Below are 20,496 nucleotides of genomic sequence, written 5' to 3' on the forward strand. Positions count from 1 at the left end.
AACTAAAGGCTATCGTTCCAAGTCGATTCAACGACCGGACGAAAAATGGCCAAACCGTTCCAGTTCACCACCAACGACGTCAACGTCGAGAAACGTGAAACCGTCTTCCAGGGCTTCTTCCGCATGGATAAGCTCTGGTTGACCCATCCGCGTTTCGATGGCCGCGACATGCCTGTATTTACGCGCGAGCTGTTTATTCGTGGCGATGCCACCTGCGTGCTTCCCTACGATCCGGAGCGTGATGAAGTGGTTCTGCTGGAACAGTTTCGCCTGGGTGCCCTGGGCCGCGACCAGTCGCCATGGCTGCTGGAGCTCGTAGCCGGGATGAACGAAGATGGTGAGAGTCCGGAAGAGGTGGCACAGAGGGAAGGTCAGGAAGAGGCCGGGCTTACCTTTGAACCTCTGGAAAAGATCTGCGATTACCTGGTGTCCCCGGGCGGCAGCACCGAGATGATTCACCTGTACTGTGGCCGAGTGAGCACAGAAGACGCTGGCGGGCTCTATGGTATGGAGCATGAGCACGAGGACATACGCGCCCATGTGGTATCTTCGGACGAAGCTATAGCGATGATCCACGATGGCCGTATCAACAACGCGGCCGCCATTATTGCTCTCCAGTGGCTCGAACTGAATCGGGCCCGTTTGAGGAAAGGGTGGCAGTAATGGGTGAATGGACCATGAAGCCCAAGCGGTACGTTCCGGATCTGAGGCAGCTTGGCGCCCTGTGTGACGGGAACTATCAGCGGCTCCAGAAATTGCGGCAGCTGGAGGTAGACGGTAAGCCTGTCTGCGAGTTCGAGCTGCATCGGGAAAACCACTATCTGGGACGAGTCCGGATTCAGGTGCTCCAGACTGCAAGATTTACGGAAACTCTGTTGCTTGAGCAGGTTCACAATTCCGGGCGCTGGCTCAATAATCCTCAAATGACCGTGCGGGTCTACCACGATGCCAACATGGCCGAAGTGATCAGCTGTTACCGTGATCGCCAGATTGCCCCCGTCAATGACTACCCCAACCGCTTCATGCACCATCCCGACGAGAAGGTGCAGGTCAACGGTTTCCTGGCCGATTGGCTGGATTACTGTCTTCGGTTTGGACACCTGCCCATGGAACACGCGGCCTGGTCCGCCGGTGAAGGCGTCGACTGAGACGGTCTAAGTGCCTTATCCCGTACTAAAGTGGTGTGGCTATGGCGCGCCGATGTGCCATAGTTGTCAAAAAATGCAATATTTCGCCAAAGTCTGGCCAGAATGTGACTCCGGTTCGATTCCAATGTGATAAATCCGCCAACCGGCGTCGTACACTTGGGTGAATCCCACGCATTGCCAGTGAGTAGATCCAGAAAGCCATGACCACGAAGGAAGAAGCCCGCCCACTGCGGGTGCTGCAGCTGACTGATCCACACCTTATGGCGCGTGCCGATGGAGATCTGTTGGGCGTCAGAACCCGTGAAAGCCTGCAGGCGGTTATCGCGGAAGTGCTGAAGGTACACGGCCAGCCGGATCTGATTCTGGCTACCGGGGATCTTGCCCAGGATGGGTCCGTGGAGGCGTACCGCGTATTTGGCGAGAGCCTGAAGGTGTTTTCCTGTCCGTCAGTCTGGATCGCCGGTAATCATGATCACGCGGACAACCTGGCTAAAGTCGCCGGAAAATATGATGCCTGCGACCGGCATGTGATACGGGGAGGGTGGCAGTTTGTCATGCTGGATTCCTCAGTGCCCGGCAAGGTTTTCGGGGCCCTGGCCGACTCAGAGCTGGACTTCCTGGCCGAAACTCTGGAACAGCATCCGGATCTTCCGGCAGTCGTTGCCTTGCATCACCACCCGGTAGATATCGGTTCTGACTGGATGGAAAAAATAGGGCTTACCAACCGGGATGCCTTTTGGCAGGTGGTTGATCGCTTTCCTCAGGTTCGGATCGTGCTTTGGGGACATATTCACCAGGAACATGAGCGCGAACGCAACGGCGTGCGGCTGATGGCCACGCCGTCTACCTGTATCCAGTTTACCTCCGGTTCCAGCAAGTTCTCGGTCGAGGATCTTCCCCCCGGGTACCGTTGGTTCGAATTCCACGAATCCGGGAACTTCTCTTCGGAAGTTCGCCGGGCAAAGGATTTCCAGTTCGAACTGGATCAGAACAGTACCGGCTACTGAGTGTCTTCAGCCAATCCCCAGGCGGCAGCGACCGTGCCCCTCAAGGCAGGAAAGCCTCTTCCTGTTGGCCATATATGGAGTATTTATGATCGAGCGGAGCCACCTGGAGATTCTCAGGGCGGTCAATCAGCAGGGTTCGCTGACTGCGGCGGCGGAGAGCCTGCATCTTACCCAGTCTGCACTCAGCCATTCCATTCGTAAGCTGGAGCAGCAGCTGGGTACCGATATCTGGGTGCGGGAAGGGCGGCAGTTACGACTGACCCAGTCGGGAGAATACTTGCTGTCACTCGCCAATAGGCTGTTGCCGCAGATGGAACATGCGGAGATGCTGATTGGTCAGTTTGCCAAGGGACAAAGGGGTACGCTGCGTATCGGGATGGAATGCCACCCCTGCTACCAATGGCTGCTGAAAGTGGTCGGGCCCTATCTTGAGAGCTGGCCGGGCGTGGATGTGGACGTCAAACAGAAATTCCAGTTCGGTGGCATTGGAGCACTGTTTGGTCACGACATCGATATGCTGGTAACTCCGGACCCCCTGCACCGTCCGGGTCTGGTCTTCGAACCCGTGTTCGACTATGAGCAGGTGCTGGTAGTGGCTGAAGACCATGCTCTGGCGGGCAAGGCATGGGCGGAACCTGAGGATCTGGAGAAAGAAACCCTGATTACCTACCCGGTTGAGATCGAGCGTCTGGATATCTACACCCGGTTCCTGTTGCCGGCGCATGCCAGTCCGGCGCGGCATAAAACCATTGAGACCACCGACATCATGCTGCAGATGGTCGCCGCAGGCCGCGGTGTAGCGGCGCTTCCGCGGTGGCTGGTTGAAGATTACGGTGCCCGGATCCCGGTTCGAGCGGTACAACTGGGCGAGGCTGGAATTCCCAAGCAGATTTTCCTTGGGCTTCGGGAGCGTGATAGGGAGGTGGATTACCTGAATTCGTTCATGAAGCTGGCACGTGAGGTTCGCTGGAGTTAACGTCTTCAGTTAAACTGCGCAAAAAATTCGTTCAGGAAACCAGATTATGAGTGAGATACCCGCAGACCTGAAATACATTGAGACTCATCAATGGGTTCGCGTGTCTGATGACGGCACGGCGACGGTTGGCATTACCGATTTTGCCCAGGAGCAACTGGGTGATGTGGTCTATATCGGTGTTCCGGATCTGGGCGTCACCGTTAACGGTGGAGAGGAAGCTGGCGTAGCGGAGTCTGTGAAGTCGGCTTCGGACGTGTTCAGCCCGGTGACCGGAGAGGTGATCGAAGTGAATGAGAGCCTGGAAGATGAGCCGGAGAAGGTCAATGAGGATCCTTATGGCGACGGGTGGTTGTACAAGGTGAAGCTGGCGGATGCGGGCGAGCTGGATGGTCTGATGGACTCCGCCGCTTACGCGGAGCATGTGGCTGCCGAGGAATAATCCCTCGTTAATTCTTTCCCAGGTCATCTCTATGAATTTTCCGGTTCTGTATCTTCGAAAAGGCGCGGAGCGCCGTCTCCGTGCTGGGCATCTCTGGGTATACAGTAATGAAGTGGACACCCGTCGCAGCCCGCTGACGGATTTCGAGGCTGGTGTCCAGGCGGAGCTTCGGGCCTCCAATGACAAGCCTTTGGGGACGGTGTTCGTGAATCCCCATGCGCTGATTTGTGGCCGGCTGATCAGTCGGGACCCGGGCCATGGTATGACGCCGCAGCGGTTAACCCAGCGGATGGAAGCTGCGCTTGAGCTGCGGGAGCGGCTTTTCGACAAGCCATACTATCGCTGGGTGTTTGGCGACAGTGATGGTCTTTCAGGGCTGGTGGTCGACCGTTTTGATTCCACGGTGGTAGTTCAGATCTCCACGGCTGGTATGGAGGCGATGAAGGAGGCAGTTGTTCGGGCTATTCAGCGCCTGGCGCATCCGGAGGCGATCATCCTCAAAAACGACGGCAAGATGCGCAAGGTCGAGGGGCTGGATACCTACGTGGAGCAGGCCCATGGTGCTGAAGTCAGTCTTCTGGAAGTGGAGGAGAACGGTGTCAGGTTCGAGGTACCTTTGGAAGGTGGCCAGAAAACGGGTTGGTTCTATGACCACCGGATGAATCGCGCCCGTCTGCAGGCCTACGCGCCGGGTAAGCGGGTTCTCGATGTGTTCAGTTATGTCGGGGGCTGGGGCATCCAGGCAGCCTGTGCTGGAGCCGCCCAGGTGACCTGTGTGGATAGCTCCGCCGGTGCCATTGATTCGGTGCACCACAACGCCAAGCTCAATGGCCTGGGCAATGTGGAAACCATTGAGGGCGATGCTTTCGAGGCGCTGAAGGCGCTGGCCGATGAGAAGGAAAAGTTTGATGTGGTGGTTCTTGATCCGCCGGCACTGATCCCCCGGCGCAGGGACCAGAAGGCCGGGGAAGAGGCTTATGCCCGCCTGAACCAGCTCGGGCTGCGTTTGCTGGAGCGCGATGGAATTCTGGTCAGTGCCTCCTGCTCGATGCACCTGTCACAGGAAAAACTGATCGATATCATCCGGGGTAGCGGCCGGAAGATCGACCGCTTCGTCCAGTTGCTGGAGCAGGGGCATCAGGCGCCGGATCATCCGGTTATTCCGGGTATTCCCGAGACCGATTACATCAAATCCTGCTTTGTCCGCTCACTGACCGGATTTTTCTGAGGCAGTTGAAGTCGGGGTCAGATGCAAGCTTTCATCTGACCCCATGTTCACGTTTTAACCCCGCAATGACATAACCTTCCAGCCGTTGTCCCGGGCGAATTGCTCGAGAGTAGGGTCCGGGTCGACGGCTACCGGGTTGTCCACTTTTTTCAGCAGCGGCAAGTCATTGTGGGAGTCGCTGTAGAACCAGGCCCCCTCAAGTGTCCTGTTATGGGCATTCAGCCAGTCATCCAGTCGCGTGACCTTGCCATCCTGAAAGCTCGGGGTGCCGGCCACTTCGCCTGTATAACGGCCGTTGACAAGCTCGGGCTCGGTGGCGATCAGATGTTCGATGCCGAGGGCCTCGGCAATGGGTTCAGTCACAAAACGGTTGGTGGCGGTAATGATCATCAGGGTGTGACCCTGCTCCCGGTGGCTGTCCAGCAGCGTATCTGCAGTGGCCTGCATCATGGGGCGCACTTTTTTCTCCATAAAGGCTTCCCGCCACGCCAGTAGCTCTTCCATGCTGTGGCTGGCCAACGGCTGAAGGGCAAACCCGAGGTAGTGCAGGATGTCCAGCTCGCCGTTCAGGTATTCCTGATAAAACCGGTCGTTGGCCCGGCGGTATTCCTCGGCATCAACAATGCCTTCCTCTACCAGAAATTCGCCCCAGGCGTGGTCGCTGTCGCCGGCCAGAAGGGTGTTGTCCAGATCAAAAATTGCGAGCGTCAAGCGGTTACCTCCGGTGATCACAGGGCTTGCAGTAAAGGGCCAAGTCTATCATGACCTGTCCCCAACGGCTCCGTTTGCCGAACCCTTGGGATTCTGTAAGAATGAGAGCAACTTGGACAATTCCGACCGGTGAATTTTTGACCGGTCCACCGACTTTTGAGAGGACTGTGCCGTGATCGATTCAGACGGTTTCAGACCCAACGTCGGAATCATTCTGGCCAATCACAGAGGAGAAGTTCTCTGGGCAAGGCGAATAGGGCAGGACTCCTGGCAGTTTCCCCAGGGCGGCATCAAACATGATGAATCCCCCGAGGACGCACTGTACCGGGAGCTTGGAGAGGAAATCGGCCTGTGTGCAAACGATGTGGAAATCATCAGTTGCACCCGAGGCTGGCTGAGGTATCGACTCCCGAGGAGGATGGTACGCCAAAACTCCCACCCCGTCTGTGTGGGCCAAAAACAGAAATGGTTCCTGCTGAGGATGTTATCGCCGGACGCGCAGGTTTGCGTGGACGGTACGGATTCACCGGAGTTTGATGGCTGGCAATGGGTGAGTTACTGGTATCCATTGGGCCAGGTGGTTTCATTCAAGCGAGAAGTGTATCGACGCGCGCTGAGAGAGCTTGCCCCGCGGCTGTTCTATAACATGGAGCAGTGGCACAAAGCAGAGCAAAACCAGCGTTTACAGGAACACCAGAAATGACGGACTGACACCGCCATGCTGAGCATTCTGCGAAGTCTAGTACAAGAGGTAAACAGCGCCCGCGATCTGCAGGAGGCGCTGGATATCATTGTATCGCGGGTGCAGAAGGCCATGGGCACCGAGGTCTGTTCCGTTTACCTGTTGGATCCAGCCACCAACCGCTACATTCTGATGGCCACCGAGGGCCTGTACCGCAAGGCGGTTGGCCAGGTGAGCCTGGCCTATTCCGAGGGTCTTGTTGGCCTGGTTGGCTCCCGTGAGGAGCCCATCAATCTGGAAGACGCTCCGTCTCATCCACGCTATCGCTATTTCCCGGAGACCGGGGAGGAGCGGTTTCGTTCTTTCCTCGGTGTTCCGATCATTCACCATCGCCGGGTACTGGGCGTTCTCGTTGTTCAGCAGCGGGAGAGTTCCCGGTGTTTTGATGAGGGTGAAGAGGCCTTCCTGGTAACCGTTTCCGCGCAGCTGGCAGGAGTTATCGCCCACAGTGAAGCCACCGGTGCCATCAGCGGTCTCTCCCTGACCGGTGAGGAGGCTCATGATGTCAGCTTCAATGGCGTTCCGGGTGCACCGGGGGTAGCCATTGGCAGTGGTGTTGTAGTTTATCCATCCGCGGACCTTGATGTGGTGCCGGAAAAGCCCACCGACGATATTGATCAGGAACTGGCGCTCTTTGAAGCTTCGGTCAAAGCGGTCAGGGGGGATATTGAGCGGGTGGCAAAGCGTCTGGCTTCACAGCTACGTCCCGAAGAGCAGGCCCTGTTCGATGTCTACCTGAGAATGCTGGGTGACGATGCGATGCCCGGTGAGGTGGCAAACAAGATCCGGGAAGGTATCTGGGCCCAGGGTGCCCTGAAGCAGGTGGTTCAGCAATATATCCGTCACTTCGAAATGATGGATGATCATTACCTCCAGGAACGCGCTGTTGATATCCGGGATCTCGGCCGTCGCCTTCTGTCTCACCTGCAAGAAGGTGAACAGAAACACCTGAATTATCCTGAGCGCACAGTGCTGGTCAGCGAGGAGCTGACGCCTGCCATGCTTGGCGAGGTTCCGAAAGGGCAACTCGTCGGTCTGGTGTCGGTCAAGGGGTCCAGTAACTCCCACGTGGCCATCCTTGCCAGGGCCATGGGTGTTCCCACGGTAATGGGGCTGGTGGACATTCCGGTAAACCAGCTCGACGGCAAGGAACTGGTTGTCGACGGCTTTGAGGGCCAGATATTTGCCTCACCGTCTGCTGATCTCCGCTCTTATTACCAGGCGATCTGCGATGAAGAAGACGAGCTGATCCGGGGGCTTGAGGTACTCAAGGACAAGCCCTGTGAAACGACCGATCACCATCGGGTTTCACTTCTGGTGAACACCGGGCTGATGACCGACGTTGTCCGCTCACTTTCCCACGGCGCTGAGGGTATCGGTCTGTATCGGACTGAAGTGCCTTTCATGATCAAGGATCGGTTTCCCTCCGAGCAGGAGCAGCGGGAGTATTACCGTGAGCAGCTCGAGGCCTTCGCTCCCAGCCCGGTAACCATGCGCACGCTGGATATTGGCGGCGACAAGGCGCTGACTTATTTCCCCATCCAGGAGGAGAACCCGTTCCTCGGCTGGCGCGGGATACGGGTTACCCTGGACCATCCGGAAATCTTCCTGGTGCAGGTCCGGGCCATGCTCAAGGCCAGCGAGGGGCTGAACAATCTACAGATCATGCTGCCGATGATCTCGAATATCTCGGAAGTGGAGGAGTCCCTGCACCTTATATATCGGGTGTACCACGAGGTTCGCGAAGAAGGCTACGACATTCATATGCCCAAAGTGGGTGTGATGGTTGAGATCCCAGCTGCCGTTTACCAGATTCGGGAGCTGGCGGACCGGGTGGACTTCCTCTCGGTTGGCTCCAACGACCTGACCCAATATTTGCTCGCGGTGGATCGCAACAATCCGCGGGTAGCTCAGCTCTATCACTCGTATCACCCGGCGGTACTTCAGGCGTTGGTCCGTATTGCCCAGGATGCGCATTCGGTCGGTAAACCAGTTGGTATCTGTGGCGAGTTGGCCGGTGATCCTGGTGGCGCGCTGCTGTTGATGGCCATGGGCTACGATTCCCTGTCCATGAACGCGGCCAGTTTGCCCAAGGTCAAATCGGTGATTCGCAGTGTCAGTCGGGAGTGGGCCATCCAGTTGCTGGAAGATGTGCTATTGCTGGATTCGCCTCACGTTATCAAGAGCTGCGTTGATCTGGCGTTGAGGAATGCCGGTTTCGGCCGCTATCTGCGACCGGGGAAGTCGACGGCCATGGCGGTGTCGGAGGCCGCCGTCTCCTGATACAGGGGCAGGTTTCAGCAATATAGGGTGTGTACTCTAAATACCGTTGTTATCTTGAGTACTGATGTATCCGGCGGTCCACATAACGGGCCCGCATTCTTTATCCGGAAAAGGGAAGTCTATGAGCTCGCCAGCTGATCATAAACCCGCTCCCCGCATAGGGCTTGCCCTTGGTGGCGGTGGTCCTCTGGGCGGCATTTATGAAATCGGAGCGCTCCGGGCGCTGGATGAGGCGCTCGATGGTCTCGATTTCAACAACATCGATGTCTATGTCGGCGTTAACGGCGGCTCTTTTGTGGCGGCGAATCTCGCCAACCAGATGACCACGGCGCAACTTTGCCGGATTTTCGTGCGCAACGAGGCGGAAGTACACCCGTTCCATCCGGAAGTATTCTATCGCCCGGCTTTCCGGGAAATTGGCAGTCGATTGCTGGCAATTCCCGGGTTGGTTTCGACCGCAGTGAGTCGCTTCGTCAACAACCCCTACGATCAGAGTCTGCTGGAAGCCATGACCATCCTGGCCCAGGCAGCGCCGGCCGGGTTGTTTGATAACGAAGGCCTGCATGAGTATCTCAAGCGGGCCTTCACCATGCTTGGGCGCACCAATGATTTCCGTCAGCTCAAGCGCAGCCTCTACATCGTGGCTGCCGATGTTGAGAGTACCGAAGCGGTCTGCTTTGGCGCTCCCGGTTTTGATCATGTGCCTATTTCCAAAGCTATTCAGGCCAGCACTGCTTCGCCGGGGTTGTATGTGCCAGTGGAAATCGATGGGCGGTATTATGTGGACGGAACACTGCGCAAGGGTTTGCACGCCTCCGTGGCTTTTGAAGACGGTGCCGACCTGGTTTTCGCCGTGAATCCCCAGGTGCCGATCGATGCCAGTGCGGCGGTCCGGGCCGGTTCCATGAAGCCGGGCGAACTGACCCGCTCAGGTATGCCAAACCTTCTGTCTCAGACCTTCAGGACCATGGTGTACTCAAGGATGCAGTCCGGCATTGCCCAGTATGCCCGGGACTATCCCGATAAGGATATTCTGCTGTTTGAGCCCACCCGAGACGACGCCAAGCTGTTCTTCTCCAACGTATTCAGCTTCCAGTCCCGCAGAATGGTGTGTGAGCACGCTTATCAGATGACACGGCGGGATCTTTTGAGTCGCGCAGACCAGTTGGAGCCCAAGCTGGCGAAATATGGCATCAAGCTTCGCCGGGATCGCCTTGAAGACGAGCAGAGGACCATCAGTACCAGTCTGTACGGCGAAATGCTGCCACTGTATGTGGCCAAAGGCAGAAAGAAAAAATCGGAGAAGGGCCGGCTGGCAGCCGGTCTGGACAACGTGTCGCACCTCTTTTCGAAGGCGCAGTAATATTGAGGGGCTGGATAGGGGGCAGATGATCGTTTCATCTGACCCCATATTCACACTTACAGGATATACCGGCTCAGATCCTCGTCTTCGGACAACTCTCCAAGCTTTTCGTCCACGTAGTCAGCGGTTACCTCGAAGCCGTCGGTCACCTTGTCCCCGGCATCGAAGGACAGGGTTTCCAGCAACCGCTCAAGGACGGTGTGCAGCCGACGGGCACCGATGTTCTCTGTGCTTTCGTTGACTTTCCAGGCTACCTCGGCAATACGGGCGATGGCATCCTCCCGGAACGTCAGTTTTACACCTTCGGTCAGCATCAGTGCTTCGTATTGCTGTACCAGGGAGGCATCCGGTTCTGTCAGGATGCGTTTGAAATCCTCGGGTGTCAGCGCCTGAAGCTCAACGCGGATCGGCAGGCGGCCCTGCAGCTCCGGAATGAGATCCGAGGGCTTGGACAGGTGGAACGCGCCGGAAGCGATAAACAGAATATGATCGGTGCGCACAGACCCATATTTCGTGCTCACGGTGCTGCCTTCGATCAGCGGCAGCAGATCGCGCTGAACGCCCTCGCGGGAGACATCTGACGAGGTGTTTTCGGACCGTTTGGCCACCTTGTCGATCTCATCCACGAACACGATGCCATTCTGTTCCACCGCCTGGATCGCTTTCTGTTTGATTTCTTCTTCGTTGACCAGCTTGGCAGCCTCTTCTTCTTTGGCCCGCTTCAGCGCGTCCGCAACCTTCATCTTCCGGGTCTTGCGCTTGTCGGAGGACAGGTTTGAGAACATGCTCTGCAGCTGATTAGTCATCTCCTCCATGCCTGGAGGTGCCATGATTTCCACCCCGGCGCTGGAGTTGCGCAGGTCGATCTCGATTTCCTTGTCATCCAGCTCGCCCTCGCGGAGTTTCTTACGGAACAGCTGGCGAGTGGAGGAATCAGAGCTGCGCTGGCTGTCCTCACCGAAATCCCGGGGCGGCGGAATCAATGCGTCCAGAATACGCTCTTCCGCGGCATCCAGTGCCCGCTCCTCGTGGCGTTTCATCTCTGCTTCGCGCAGCATTTTGACAGCCATATCCGCCAGATCTCGGATAATGGATTCCACGTCACGGCCGACGTAGCCGACTTCGGTGAATTTGGTAGCCTCCACTTTCAGAAACGGGGCATCGGCCAATTTTGCGAGGCGCCGGGCGATCTCGGTCTTGCCCACACCCGTGGGACCGATCATCAGAATGTTCTTGGGTGTGATCTCATCGCGCAGGCTGCTGTCGAGCTGCATCCGGCGCCAGCGATTTCTCAGGGCGATGGCCACCGCCCGCTTGGCTTCTTCCTGGCCCACGATGTGTTTGTTGAGCTCGTGGACAATCTCACGGGGAGTCATTGCAGACATGGTCGCTCCGGATCAGTCGTTTTTGGAGAGCACTTCAAGGGTGCGATTGTGGTTGGTGTAGATACAGATGTCGGCGGCGATATCCAGACCTTTTTCAACAATCTCGTGTGCTGACAGGTCGGTGTTTTCCAGCAGGGCCCGGGCTGAGGCCTGGGCAAAGGGACCGCCCGAACCGATGGCAATCAGTCCCTGCTCCGGCTCGATCACATCGCCGTTGCCAGTGATGATCAGTGAGGCGGTTTTGTCCGCAACGGCCAGCAGGGCCTCGAGCCTTCGCAACGCCCGGTCTGTTCGCCAGTCTTTCGCCAACTCCACAGCGGCTCGGGTCAGGTTGCCCTGATGCTTCTCAAGCTGGGCTTCAAAGCGCTCAAAAAGGGTAAACGCATCGGCGGTGCCGCCCGCAAAACCGGCGATCACCTTGCCGTTGTATAGACGGCGTACCTTCCGGGCATTGCCTTTCATTACGGTGTTGCCCAGGGAAACCTGGCCGTCGCCACCCATGGCAACTTCGTCATCGCGCCTGACGGAAAGAATGGTAGTCATTTGGGCTCCAATTGCCTGATTGAAATTGGTATCCCGTTGTTATGGTGGCTTGCGTGGCGAATTCAAGGTGTTCTTGCGCGGCCCGGAAAGATCAGCCTTCCTTGGGGATCTTCCGGACCAGTGGCTGGATATTCAGGGAGACCAGTTTGTCGATAGCGGAGTTCATCTGGCTTCGGGAGGTGAAGGGGCCAACATTGACGCGATACCAGACGGAGCCGTTGTCCAGGTCGATCCTTTGGGTACTTGCTCTCAAGCCTTGGAAGGCAATCTGGGCCCGCTGACGCTCGGCGTCCTCCTTGCTGCGGAAGGAGCCGGACTGAAGCAGGTAATTGAAATCCGTTTGCGTTGGCCCTGGCGTGTATTCTTCGACTTTGGGCGGCACAACCTCGGATTCCGGCAGCATTTCGTAGAAGCGGAACCCGGGTTTATCCTCTGCTTTCGCGGTCTCTGCGGGTGTCTTCGCCGGTTTCTGGGCCGGCTTTTCGGTGACTGCCGGCTGCTGGGAATGCGGGCTCGTTGGCAAAGAGTTCAGGTAGACGATAAACCCGATAAAGCCGCCCACGGCTGCGAGGGACAGTATCCACTTGAGTGACAGGCTGCCGTGCTGGGAGCGGGCACTGGCCGCAGGCTTTGGCCGGGCGGCCTTCGGCTTTGCCTGTCTCGCAGGCTTTTTGCGCGAAGTGGCTGAGGCCTTGGAAGGTCTGTCCTTGCGGGCGTAATCTCGGGACATTCGTTTTACATCTCTTCCGGTGCGCTGACGCCCAGCAGGTCCAGACCGTTGGCGATAACCTGCCGGATGGCAAGGTAGAGGCTGACCCTGGCATCACGAACGGCGGTATCTTCAATCAATACCTTATGGGCGTTGTAATACGTGTGGAACTGGCCTGCCAGATCCCGCAGGTAGTGCGTCAGGTGGTGCGGCTCACGCTGCGCGGCGGAGTTGGCAATGAGTTCCGGATACTTGGCCAACTGGTTGGCCAGGTCCTTTTCCTCATCAAGGGTTAACAGTGAAAGGTCACCGATGCATTCGTTGCGGTCACGCTCCACGCCCTCCTCAGCCAGTTTTCGAAGCACGCTGCAAATGCGCGCGTGGGCATACTGCACGTAATAAACCGGGTTCTCATTGGTCTGGGAGCGAGCCAGATCGATATCGAAGGTCAACTGGGAATCCACCCGACGCGCGGCCAGGAAGAACCGGGTTGCATCGCGGCCAACTTCATCAATCAGGTCCCGGACCGTCACGTAACTGCCGGCACGTTTGGAGATTTTTACCTCCTGGCCTGAGCGGGTCACCATGACCATTTGGTGCAGTACGTAGTCCGGCCAGCCTTCCGGAATGCCGGCATTCAGCGCCTGCAAGCCGGCGCGAACGCGGGTAACGGTAGAGTGGTGATCGGCACCCTGTTCGTTGATAACGGTGGTAAACCCCCGTTGCCACTTGTCCAGGTGATAGGCAACATCCGGCAGGAAATAGGTGTAGCCGCCATCCTTCTTGCGCATGACCCGGTCCTTGTCGTCGCCGAACTCGGTGGTTTTCAGCCACATGGCGCCATCCTGCTCATAGGTGTAGCCATTTTCCTGCAGCCGCTTGACCGTGGCTTCAACCTTGCCGTCCTCATACAGGGAGGATTCCAGGAAATAGACGTCGAACTGAACGCCAAAGGCTTTCAGATCCAGGTCCTGCTCCCGGCGCAGGTAGGCGACAGCGAATTCGCGGATGGCGTCGCGGTCTTCCGGGTCCGCCTTGGCGGTCACTTCCCGGTCGTCCGCGGTAACGGTGTCGCCCGCAAGGTAGGCCTTGGCCACATCGACGATGTAATCGCCCCGGTAGCCATCGGCCGGCCAGCTCTCGTCGTCCGGCGTCAGACCTTTCACACGAGCCTGGACGGAGAGCGCCAGGTTATCAATCTGGGCGCCGGCGTCGTTGTAATAGAACTCCCGGGTGACATCGTACCCGTTGGCTTCCAGCAGCCGGCACAGGCAGTCACCGATCGCCGCGCCACGGCCGTGACCAACATGAAGGGGGCCTGTGGGGTTGGCCGAAACAAACTCCACCTGAACTTTTTCGCCCTGGCCCTGATTGTTGCGGCCGAAGCGTTCGCCCTCATCCAGTATGGTGTTGACCACTTCAAAAGCACTGGCAGTGCTCATAAAGAAGTTGATGAAACCGGGCCCGGCAATTTCCACTTTCTCTACCGCTTTGCTCTGCGGCAGTTTTCCGACAAGCGCCTCCGCCAGCTTTCGAGGCGGGCAACCGGCAGCTTTCGAGGCAACCAGGGCAATATTGCAGGCATAGTCGCCATGGGACTTGTCCTTGGTATTGCCCACCTGTGGAGTGAAGGACTGATCCGGAGGCAGGGTGCCATCGGCTTGGAGTGCTGCCAGTGCAGACTGGAGCAGATCGGAAACGGTCTCTTTCATGCTGTCAGATGACTCGGTTTACAGGAGAATTGGGTTCGGGGCAGGAGGCCCTGCGATTGAGGCGGTATTATCGCGGAAAGGGATAGTCTTCTCAAACTTATGGCCGCCCTGTAAGAATTCAGGGCGGCCATCAACTTTAGTCGGTAAGAGTTGCCCGGAATATAAAGGCGTTTCCGGTAAATGGTGTTGGAGGAGTCACCTCGACGGTGAGTGTCCCGGTAGACGGTGTGTCATCAGCCTCTACCACGACACATTGTTCAACGGGGCTTTCCCTGTACGAGGTTGTTGTGGTGAAAGAAGTTGGGGCTACGATTGTACCGTTAGTTGATGAGAAGCTGACTTGCGTGCCTCCAGGTGGTGGCCCTTGTACTATGTTACCCGAGCTGTCAGAGAAGACTCCGGCTATTTCAAAGCACACTTCACCTGGAGCCACCGGGGTTGTGGAGCTTATTAAAATGTTGTCGCTCGCCATAAAAATTTCAGCTGTTTGAGTGATCTCCAAGAGTGAGGTTGTGCAATTAACATTGGTGTCGTCGCAGGCTGTTCCGTTATAGATGGAATTTGCCGCGTCGTACTGGCCGTTATCGTTGTAATCAAAATACTCTTCGTTCGCATCGCGTGAGTTATTTCGATTACGGTCGAGAAAGGCCTCTCCTTTGTCATCATTCTGCACATCAAACTCGTCATCAGCCTGGGTATACTTTCCATCGCTGTTGAGGTCTCTAAAGCTCTCTTCCCCTACAGTGCGAGCAAGGACCAGAATAATTCCGTCTTCAGGTCTGGGGTCTTGGCTAATCCATTGGACGGCGCAGGCACCGTCTTGGAGAGTGCACTCGCTCTGGACAGAACCTGCATTGGTCACAAAGTTTACAACGGCGTCACTTATTCTGTTGTTGTTCCTATCTGCTGCCCTTATAGAAATAGGAACGGTTACCCCGTCGTAATTTCTTGCGTTTGGAAGAAAGTTCTCTTCAACCGAAACAGAGAAGCTGTCTTGATCAGGAATGGTCGCGCTAATCGAAATTGGCGCTGATGTTGTCTGAATAGGCGTGCCGGAGTCAGGAGTATAGGTGGCGGTAACGCTTACAACGCTTGCGACTGTTCCTGCGTTAACTCGAGTTGTTGCCTCTCCCTGCTCATCCGTTTGTGTAGAGTTTTGAGAGAGTGAGATGCCTCCTACACTTGTTGAAAGTGAGAAAGTTATTTCTTCTCCAGAAGTGATAGGGTTGCCATTTTTATCTGTCAATCTGAAGGCCACCTCTGAAACGCTGGGGCGAGTGCTGTTGGAGCTCCCACTCAGTGCAATCGAATCAGGGGTGGCGCTGGTAAATTCCAGTTCGCCCACTTCTGGCGCTGCAACAGTGATGTTGGCAATCGCTGTTGATCCGTTTGGTAATCTGGCCGTGATTGTGTCATCGCCGGCGCAACCAGCCTCATAAGTCGTGGTAAAGGACCCTGAGGATGTTGTGACAGAACTGTCAAAATTCGCGCTTTGACACAAGGAGGTAATGCTAACTGAGGTCTCAGTGGCATTGAAAATGCTATTGCCAGCACTCGCGTTGACCACATTGAACTCCAGGCGAGTCGAGCCGCCTGCAGAAAGTGAAGTTGTTGATACGTTCATTTGTCCAGACTGAAACGAGGAGCCGCTCCCTGTGCCGAGCTCCAAAGTTACCTGCTGCTCTGTATCACCAGAGGAGTCGCCGCCAGTTGAAGGTGATGTGCCGCCTCCACCCCCGCCACTACCTGCTAAGGGCGCTGAGTTGTCATCGCCACCACAGGCTGCGAGAAGAAGCGTTAGCGAAATTGCTGACGCGCGCGCAAGGAATTTCCCTGACATTTCCAATCTCCATTTTTCCATTTGGTTGTAAAAAGCTATCCATAAAGCGGGTTTCCCGCACGAGAACCGCATATATGACTTCTGCAATTAAAAATTTTTTAATAGATGAATCGGATCTTAGCACAGGGTATGCGAATGCAAATTAACAGAGCCCGGATTTGTGTAAAAAACTGTGAAATGATGGAGGGTTACGTCGCAAATTAGCCGGTTTCCTGAGGATCAACATCAATCATCCATTTTGTGCCGGCAGGTAGCTTTCTCTGGTCCAGCTCCTGGCAGATTCCGGTTAACAATTGATTCAGTTTTTTCCTGTTTCGGGCGTTGAGGACAAGCTGGGCCCGGTGCTTGTCGGCACGCCGGGCAATCATGGCGGGCAGCGGTCCCCAGGTTTCGATGCCTGCAGCGTTGGTGAGGGGCTTTATTGTGTCCAGTACCTGAAGGCTCTTCTCCATGGTATCGGCTTCTGCCCTGAAGATAGCCATAGCCCGGAACGGCGGAAACTGACCTTCTTCCCGCTCTTTCAGGAGTTGGTCGGCGATATCGAGATACCGGCCTTCGCAAAGCGTCCTCAGTAAGGGGTGGTCGCTGTGGCAGGTTTGTACCAGGACTTTGCCGGGCTTTGTGCCGCGGCCGGCGCGGCCGCTGACTTGCAAAAGGGTCTGAATAAGCTGTTCGGGTGCGCGAAAATCCACGCTGAAAAGTCCGCCGTCGGCGTTGATTACTACCACGAGTGTGACGTTCGGGAAGTCGTGTCCTTTGGCCAGCATCTGGGTACCGACGAGCACGCAGGGTTTACCGCTGTTCACCTGTTTCAGAATGCCCTGAATGCTGCCTTTGCGCTGAGTGCTGTCGCGATCCACCCGTACCACAGGAGTGTCCGGGAAAGCGCTGGCGAGTATGTCTTCGGTCCTTTCTGTGCCCTGGCCGACAGGTTTGAAGGCATCGCTGTGGCATTTCGGGCAGTGTTCTGTGGCAGCCGTTTGGTAGTCGCAGTGGTGGCAGCGCATGGCCCGGTCCCGGCGGTGGTAGGTCAGGCGGGTATCGCACCGGGGGCACTCGACCATGTGGCCGCAGTCGAAGCACATCATCACCGGGGCAAATCCCCGTCGATTGACAAAGACCAGCGCCTGCTCGCCTTTTGTAAGGGTCTGCTCTATGGCGGTCAGGGCGGGCCGGGACAGGCCGCCCTCCAGGGGGCGGCTTCGAACGTCCAGCAGACTGATGTCGGGTGGAGCTGCATTGCCGGCCCGTTCCTCAAGCCTCACCAGATGATATTTGGCCTGCTCCGCGTTATGCACGGATTCCAGTGACGGAGTCGCCGATCCGAGGATGATGGGGCAGTTGTTCTGGTGGGCTCGATAGACTGCCAGGTCGCGACCGGAATAACGGAAACCTTCACCCTGTTTGTACGAACTGTCATGCTCCTCATCGACAATGATTGTGCGCAGATTAGTGAAGGGCAGCAAAACCGCCGATCGGGTGCCTACCAGGATAACCGGCTCACCGTTGCGGACTTTCAGCCAGGTTGTCAGGCGCTCACCGTCGTTGAGGGCCGAGTGCCATACGACAATTCGGCTGCCGAAGTAGTGTTGGAATCGAGCAACCGTTTGCGGGGTAAGGTTGATCTCCGGAACCAGTACCAGGGCCTGGTCCCGGGCGTTGAGGTGTTCCTTTAAATAGTGCAGGTAGATCTCGGTTTTTCCGCTGCCGGTGATGCCGTATAAGAGTGAGACGCCAAACCCTTCATCGGGAACAGTCAGCTCTTCTGCGGCTAAAGCCTGGGCCGCGGACAGTTCGGGTCTTCGAGCATCAAGCTCAGAATCTTGTTCAAGTGAATTCGGCCGGGGCGGCAAAATCGGCTCAATCAGCTGCTTCTCGCGTAGTGCATTGAGTTGCGTCCGGGCGAAACCGGCCTGCAGGATATCCTTTGTCGGGGCACCCCTCGGGTGTTGGCGTAGCCAATCGAAAAGCGCCTTCTGTTTATGGGCTTTTGCAGGCAAGGTCGCAGTATGGTCACGTGTATGCCACCACTGCTCCGTTTTCTCTTCGGCGATTCGCCCCCGCCTGAGGGCGGGGGGCAGGGCGGTGAACAGGCATTCGCCCAAGGGGTGCTGATAATAGTCGCTCGCCCAGCTGAGAAGTTTGAACGTTTCTTGCGGTAATGCCGGCCACTCCTCGATTGCCGAGGACAGCGGCTTGAGCTTTATGCCAGGGGGCGGTTCAACCCCCACCTCTACAACCAGGCCCGTTGCCTGCTGTCGGCCAAAGGGGATTCGCACTCTCTGGCCCGGCGTCAACTCAAGGTCTTCTGGAATAATGTAATCAAAGAGTCGACGCAGAGGTCGATTCAGGGCGATGCGTGCAATCAATGGCACTGAGTGCTCCACTGGATGAGAGGTGTCACGGTTTTTCCTTATCCTGTTTCAGTCGGCGCTCAGCCGCGAAATCCGGAATGGGCGGGTCCGGAAGTCAGGGTGGTGCTTGCCTGCGACACTAATTGCAAGTAAGATTCGCGGTCTGTTTCCGGCTGGGCATGATTGTGCCCCGTCTTCTCAATTGATTCAAACGTGCGGTGCCTGGCGCCTGGGTAATCAAGATGCCCCGCGATCAGGTAGCGGCATGACCTAACGAGGTTCACCATGAAAGAAGGTATCCACCCCAAGTACGAAGAGATTACCGCCACCTGTTCCTGCGGTAACACGTTCAAGACTCGCTCTACCTACACCCATGATCTGCAGCTGGACGTATGTTCCCAGTGCCACCCGTTCTATACTGGCAAGCAGAAAGTTATGGATACCGGTGGTCGTATCGACCGTTTCCAGAAGCGTTTCGGTGGCCGCATCGGCGGCAAGAAAGACTGATCGCACTGGATGTAAGAGAAAGCGCCTTCGGGCGCTTTTTTTGTGCCCGATGATCATACTGTATTTATTGTATACATACGCAATTAGCACTATTGACTGTTCACAAAATGTTCATGGGCCACTTGTCGTTTCGGGTCTGGCGGGCCATAATGGCGCGCTCCGCTGGCTGGGGAGGTTTCCTTGCTCCGGCGGTTCATTACCTTTAAACGTGACAAACGGAACAGTGGCAATGTCTCAAGATCTGAAAGAAGCAGCCCTTGAATATCACGCCAAGCCGCGGCCTGGTAAGCTGAGTGTTGAAATCACCAAGCCAACCAAGACTTCCCGCGACCTTTCCCTGGCGTATAGCCCCGGGGTTGCCGAACCGGTCCGCGAGATCGCAAAGGACCCGGAGAACGCATACAAGTACACCGCCAAGGGCAACCTGGTGGCTGTGATCTCCGACGGTTCTGCGATTCTTGGTCTGGGTAACCTGGGTCCGCTGGCAAGCAAGCCGGTTATGGAAGGCAAGGGCGTACTGTTCAAGCGCTTTGCCGGAATTGATGTTTTCGATATCGAGGTCAATTCCGAAAGCCCGCAGGCGTTTATTGAAACAGTTGAGCGGATTGCAGACACCTTTGGTGGCATCAATCTGGAAGACATCAAGGCGCCTGAGTGTTTCGAGGTCGAGCGCGCGCTCATCGAGAAGTGCAACGTGCCGATCTTCCACGATGATCAACATGGTACTGCTATCGTAACTGCAGCCGGCATGATCAATGCCCTGGAGCTGCAGGGTAAAAAAATTGAAGAGGCGAAGGTGGTGTGCCTGGGTGCCGGTGCCGCCGCCATTGCCTGCATGAAGCTGCTGATCAGCTGCGGTATTCGCTCTGAGAACATCTTCATGCTCGACCGCAAGGGTGTGATCCACTCTGGTCGTGATGATCTCAATCAGTACAAGGCGATGTTTGCCAACGATACTGACAGGCGTACTCTGGATGACGCTATTGATGGTGCTGATGTATTTCTTGGCCTGTCTGGCCCGGATCTGCTGACTGCCGACCAGCTCAAGAAAATGGCTCCGAAGCCTATCGTGTTTGCCTGCTCCAACCCTGATCCGGAAATCAGTCCGGAAGTTGCCCTGGCAACCCGCGATGATCTGATCATGGCTACAGGCCGGTCCGATTATCCGAACCAGGTTAACAACGTATTGGGCTTCCCGTTCATTTTCCGTGGCGCGTTGGACGTTCGTGCAACTGCCATCAATGAGGAGATGAAGGTGGCGGCTGTCAATGCGATTCGTGAGCTGGCAAAAGAGCCGGTGCCTCGGGAAATCTGTGAGGCCTATGGCGTGGATAGCTTTGAGTTCGGAAAAGAGTACATCATTCCCAAGCCGATGGATGTACGCTTGCTTGAAGTGGTGCCCGCAGCCGTTGCTCGCGCTGCTGTAGATTCCGGGGTTGCCCGCAATGCATACCCTGCGCACTACCCGCTCAAATCCATGGACGACATTATCTGATCTGTTCCTATGGATAATAGAAAAACCGGCGGTGATCCCGCCGGTTTTTTTGTG

Annotated in this window: 18 protein-coding genes; 11 read left to right on the forward strand and 7 right to left on the reverse strand. The window is 56.5% G+C overall.

What is annotated here, in order from left to right; all coding sequences use genetic code 11:
• Window positions 1–45: 45 nt before the first annotated feature.
• The 6 genes from NUW46_RS03755 to NUW46_RS03780 all read left to right on the forward strand — a co-directional run bounded on the left by NUW46_RS03755 (window position 46) and on the right by NUW46_RS03780 (window position 4,798).
• A complete protein-coding gene (locus NUW46_RS03755) occupies window positions 46–663 on the forward strand; it encodes an NUDIX domain-containing protein (protein ID WP_418141393.1) in 618 nt (205 codons plus the stop codon).
• Window positions 663–1,148, forward strand: a complete 486-nt coding sequence (locus NUW46_RS03760) for a DUF1249 domain-containing protein (protein WP_069185133.1) — start codon at window positions 663–665, stop codon at window positions 1,146–1,148. Before NUW46_RS03755 ends, NUW46_RS03760 begins: the two co-directional genes overlap by 1 nt.
• Window positions 1,149–1,348: 200 nt before the next feature.
• Window positions 1,349–2,155: a 3',5'-cyclic-AMP phosphodiesterase gene (gene cpdA / locus NUW46_RS03765; protein ID WP_069185134.1), complete on the forward strand. Its 807-nt coding sequence runs from the start codon at window positions 1,349–1,351 to the stop codon at window positions 2,153–2,155.
• An 85-nt stretch (window positions 2,156–2,240) separates the two neighbouring features.
• A complete protein-coding gene (locus tag NUW46_RS03770; RefSeq protein WP_305967131.1) occupies window positions 2,241–3,131 on the forward strand; it encodes a LysR family transcriptional regulator in 891 nt (296 codons plus the stop codon).
• A gap of 46 nt (window positions 3,132–3,177) precedes the next feature.
• Window positions 3,178–3,570 carry a glycine cleavage system protein GcvH gene (gcvH, locus tag NUW46_RS03775; protein WP_418141394.1) on the forward strand — a complete coding sequence of 131 codons (393 nt, stop codon included), beginning with the start codon at window positions 3,178–3,180 and terminating at the stop codon, window positions 3,568–3,570.
• Window positions 3,571–3,601: 31 nt separating this feature from the next.
• Window positions 3,602–4,798 (forward strand): class I SAM-dependent rRNA methyltransferase, encoded by a 1,197-nt coding sequence (locus NUW46_RS03780; RefSeq protein WP_418141395.1) that lies wholly within the window; start codon window positions 3,602–3,604, stop codon window positions 4,796–4,798.
• A gap of 54 nt (window positions 4,799–4,852) precedes the next feature.
• Here NUW46_RS03780 and NUW46_RS03785 read toward each other — a convergent pair whose 3' ends face one another.
• A complete protein-coding gene (locus NUW46_RS03785; RefSeq protein WP_418141396.1) occupies window positions 4,853–5,509 on the reverse strand; it encodes an HAD family hydrolase in 657 nt (218 codons plus the stop codon).
• A gap of 172 nt (window positions 5,510–5,681) precedes the next feature.
• Between NUW46_RS03785 and NUW46_RS03790 the strand changes: the two genes are divergently transcribed.
• The 3 genes from NUW46_RS03790 (at window position 5,682) to NUW46_RS03800 (ending at window position 9,897) form a co-directional block, all read left to right on the forward strand.
• Window positions 5,682–6,212: an RNA pyrophosphohydrolase gene (locus NUW46_RS03790; protein WP_069185139.1), complete on the forward strand. Its 531-nt coding sequence runs from the start codon at window positions 5,682–5,684 to the stop codon at window positions 6,210–6,212.
• A gap of 15 nt (window positions 6,213–6,227) precedes the next feature.
• Window positions 6,228–8,534: a phosphoenolpyruvate--protein phosphotransferase gene (gene ptsP, locus NUW46_RS03795; protein ID WP_153634776.1), complete on the forward strand. Its 2,307-nt coding sequence runs from the start codon at window positions 6,228–6,230 to the stop codon at window positions 8,532–8,534.
• Window positions 8,535–8,655: 121 nt separating this feature from the next.
• A complete protein-coding gene (locus tag NUW46_RS03800; protein ID WP_069185141.1) occupies window positions 8,656–9,897 on the forward strand; it encodes a patatin-like phospholipase family protein in 1,242 nt (413 codons plus the stop codon).
• A 56-nt stretch (window positions 9,898–9,953) separates the two neighbouring features.
• Here the strand turns inward: NUW46_RS03800 and hslU are convergent, their stop codons facing one another.
• The 6 genes from hslU to NUW46_RS03830 form a co-directional block, all read right to left on the reverse strand.
• On the reverse strand, window positions 9,954–11,282 hold the full coding sequence (gene hslU, locus NUW46_RS03805) for an HslU--HslV peptidase ATPase subunit (RefSeq protein ID WP_418141397.1): 1,329 nt from the start codon (window positions 11,280–11,282) through the stop codon (window positions 9,954–9,956).
• A gap of 12 nt (window positions 11,283–11,294) precedes the next feature.
• Window positions 11,295–11,825: an ATP-dependent protease subunit HslV gene (gene hslV, locus NUW46_RS03810; RefSeq protein ID WP_048497819.1), complete on the reverse strand. Its 531-nt coding sequence runs from the start codon at window positions 11,823–11,825 to the stop codon at window positions 11,295–11,297.
• Between the two features lie 91 nt (window positions 11,826–11,916).
• Window positions 11,917–12,555 (reverse strand): SPOR domain-containing protein, encoded by a 639-nt coding sequence (locus NUW46_RS03815; RefSeq protein ID WP_418141398.1) that lies wholly within the window; start codon window positions 12,553–12,555, stop codon window positions 11,917–11,919.
• A gap of 5 nt (window positions 12,556–12,560) precedes the next feature.
• On the reverse strand, window positions 12,561–14,246 hold the full coding sequence (gene argS, locus NUW46_RS03820; protein ID WP_418141399.1) for an arginine--tRNA ligase: 1,686 nt from the start codon (window positions 14,244–14,246) through the stop codon (window positions 12,561–12,563).
• A gap of 136 nt (window positions 14,247–14,382) precedes the next feature.
• Window positions 14,383–16,158: an Ig-like domain-containing protein gene (locus tag NUW46_RS03825; RefSeq protein WP_418141400.1), complete on the reverse strand. Its 1,776-nt coding sequence runs from the start codon at window positions 16,156–16,158 to the stop codon at window positions 14,383–14,385.
• 128 nt (window positions 16,159–16,286) lie between these two features.
• On the reverse strand, window positions 16,287–18,461 hold the full coding sequence (locus tag NUW46_RS03830; protein WP_418141401.1) for a primosomal protein N': 2,175 nt from the start codon (window positions 18,459–18,461) through the stop codon (window positions 16,287–16,289).
• Between the two features lie 264 nt (window positions 18,462–18,725).
• Between NUW46_RS03830 and rpmE the strand changes: the two genes are divergently transcribed.
• Window positions 18,726–18,947, forward strand: a complete 222-nt coding sequence (gene rpmE / locus NUW46_RS03835; protein WP_064230272.1) for a 50S ribosomal protein L31 — start codon at window positions 18,726–18,728, stop codon at window positions 18,945–18,947.
• Window positions 18,948–19,176: 229 nt separating this feature from the next.
• Complete coding sequence (locus tag NUW46_RS03840) at window positions 19,177–20,442, forward strand: malic enzyme-like NAD(P)-binding protein (protein ID WP_418141402.1); 1,266 nt, start codon at window positions 19,177–19,179, stop codon at window positions 20,440–20,442.
• Window positions 20,443–20,496: the final 54 nt, after the last annotated feature.

Origin of the sequence: Marinobacter sp. MA (assembly GCF_048298425.1) — a bacterium.
Classification (GTDB): domain Bacteria; phylum Pseudomonadota; class Gammaproteobacteria; order Pseudomonadales; family Oleiphilaceae; genus Marinobacter; species Marinobacter salsuginis.

Coding starts and splice junctions, on each gene's coding strand:
- NUW46_RS03755 (WP_418141393.1), top strand. CDS start 46: ATGGCCAAACCGTTCCAGTTCACCACCAACGACGTCAACGTCGAGAAA.
- NUW46_RS03760 (WP_069185133.1), top strand. CDS start 663: ATGGGTGAATGGACCATGAAGCCCAAGCGGTACGTTCCGGATCTGAGG.
- cpdA (WP_069185134.1), top strand. CDS start 1,349: ATGACCACGAAGGAAGAAGCCCGCCCACTGCGGGTGCTGCAGCTGACT.
- NUW46_RS03770 (WP_305967131.1), top strand. CDS start 2,241: ATGATCGAGCGGAGCCACCTGGAGATTCTCAGGGCGGTCAATCAGCAG.
- gcvH (WP_418141394.1), top strand. CDS start 3,178: ATGAGTGAGATACCCGCAGACCTGAAATACATTGAGACTCATCAATGG.
- NUW46_RS03780 (WP_418141395.1), top strand. CDS start 3,602: ATGAATTTTCCGGTTCTGTATCTTCGAAAAGGCGCGGAGCGCCGTCTC.
- ptsP (WP_153634776.1), top strand. CDS start 6,228: ATGCTGAGCATTCTGCGAAGTCTAGTACAAGAGGTAAACAGCGCCCGC.
- NUW46_RS03800 (WP_069185141.1), top strand. CDS start 8,656: ATGAGCTCGCCAGCTGATCATAAACCCGCTCCCCGCATAGGGCTTGCC.
- hslU (WP_418141397.1), bottom strand. CDS start 11,282: ATGTCTGCAATGACTCCCCGTGAGATTGTCCACGAGCTCAACAAACAC.
- hslV (WP_048497819.1), bottom strand. CDS start 11,825: ATGACTACCATTCTTTCCGTCAGGCGCGATGACGAAGTTGCCATGGGT.
- NUW46_RS03815 (WP_418141398.1), bottom strand. CDS start 12,555: ATGTCCCGAGATTACGCCCGCAAGGACAGACCTTCCAAGGCCTCAGCC.
- argS (WP_418141399.1), bottom strand. CDS start 14,246: ATGAAAGAGACCGTTTCCGATCTGCTCCAGTCTGCACTGGCAGCACTC.
- NUW46_RS03825 (WP_418141400.1), bottom strand. CDS start 16,158: ATGCGGTTCTCGTGCGGGAAACCCGCTTTATGGATAGCTTTTTACAAC.
- rpmE (WP_064230272.1), top strand. CDS start 18,726: ATGAAAGAAGGTATCCACCCCAAGTACGAAGAGATTACCGCCACCTGT.
- NUW46_RS03840 (WP_418141402.1), top strand. CDS start 19,177: ATGTCTCAAGATCTGAAAGAAGCAGCCCTTGAATATCACGCCAAGCCG.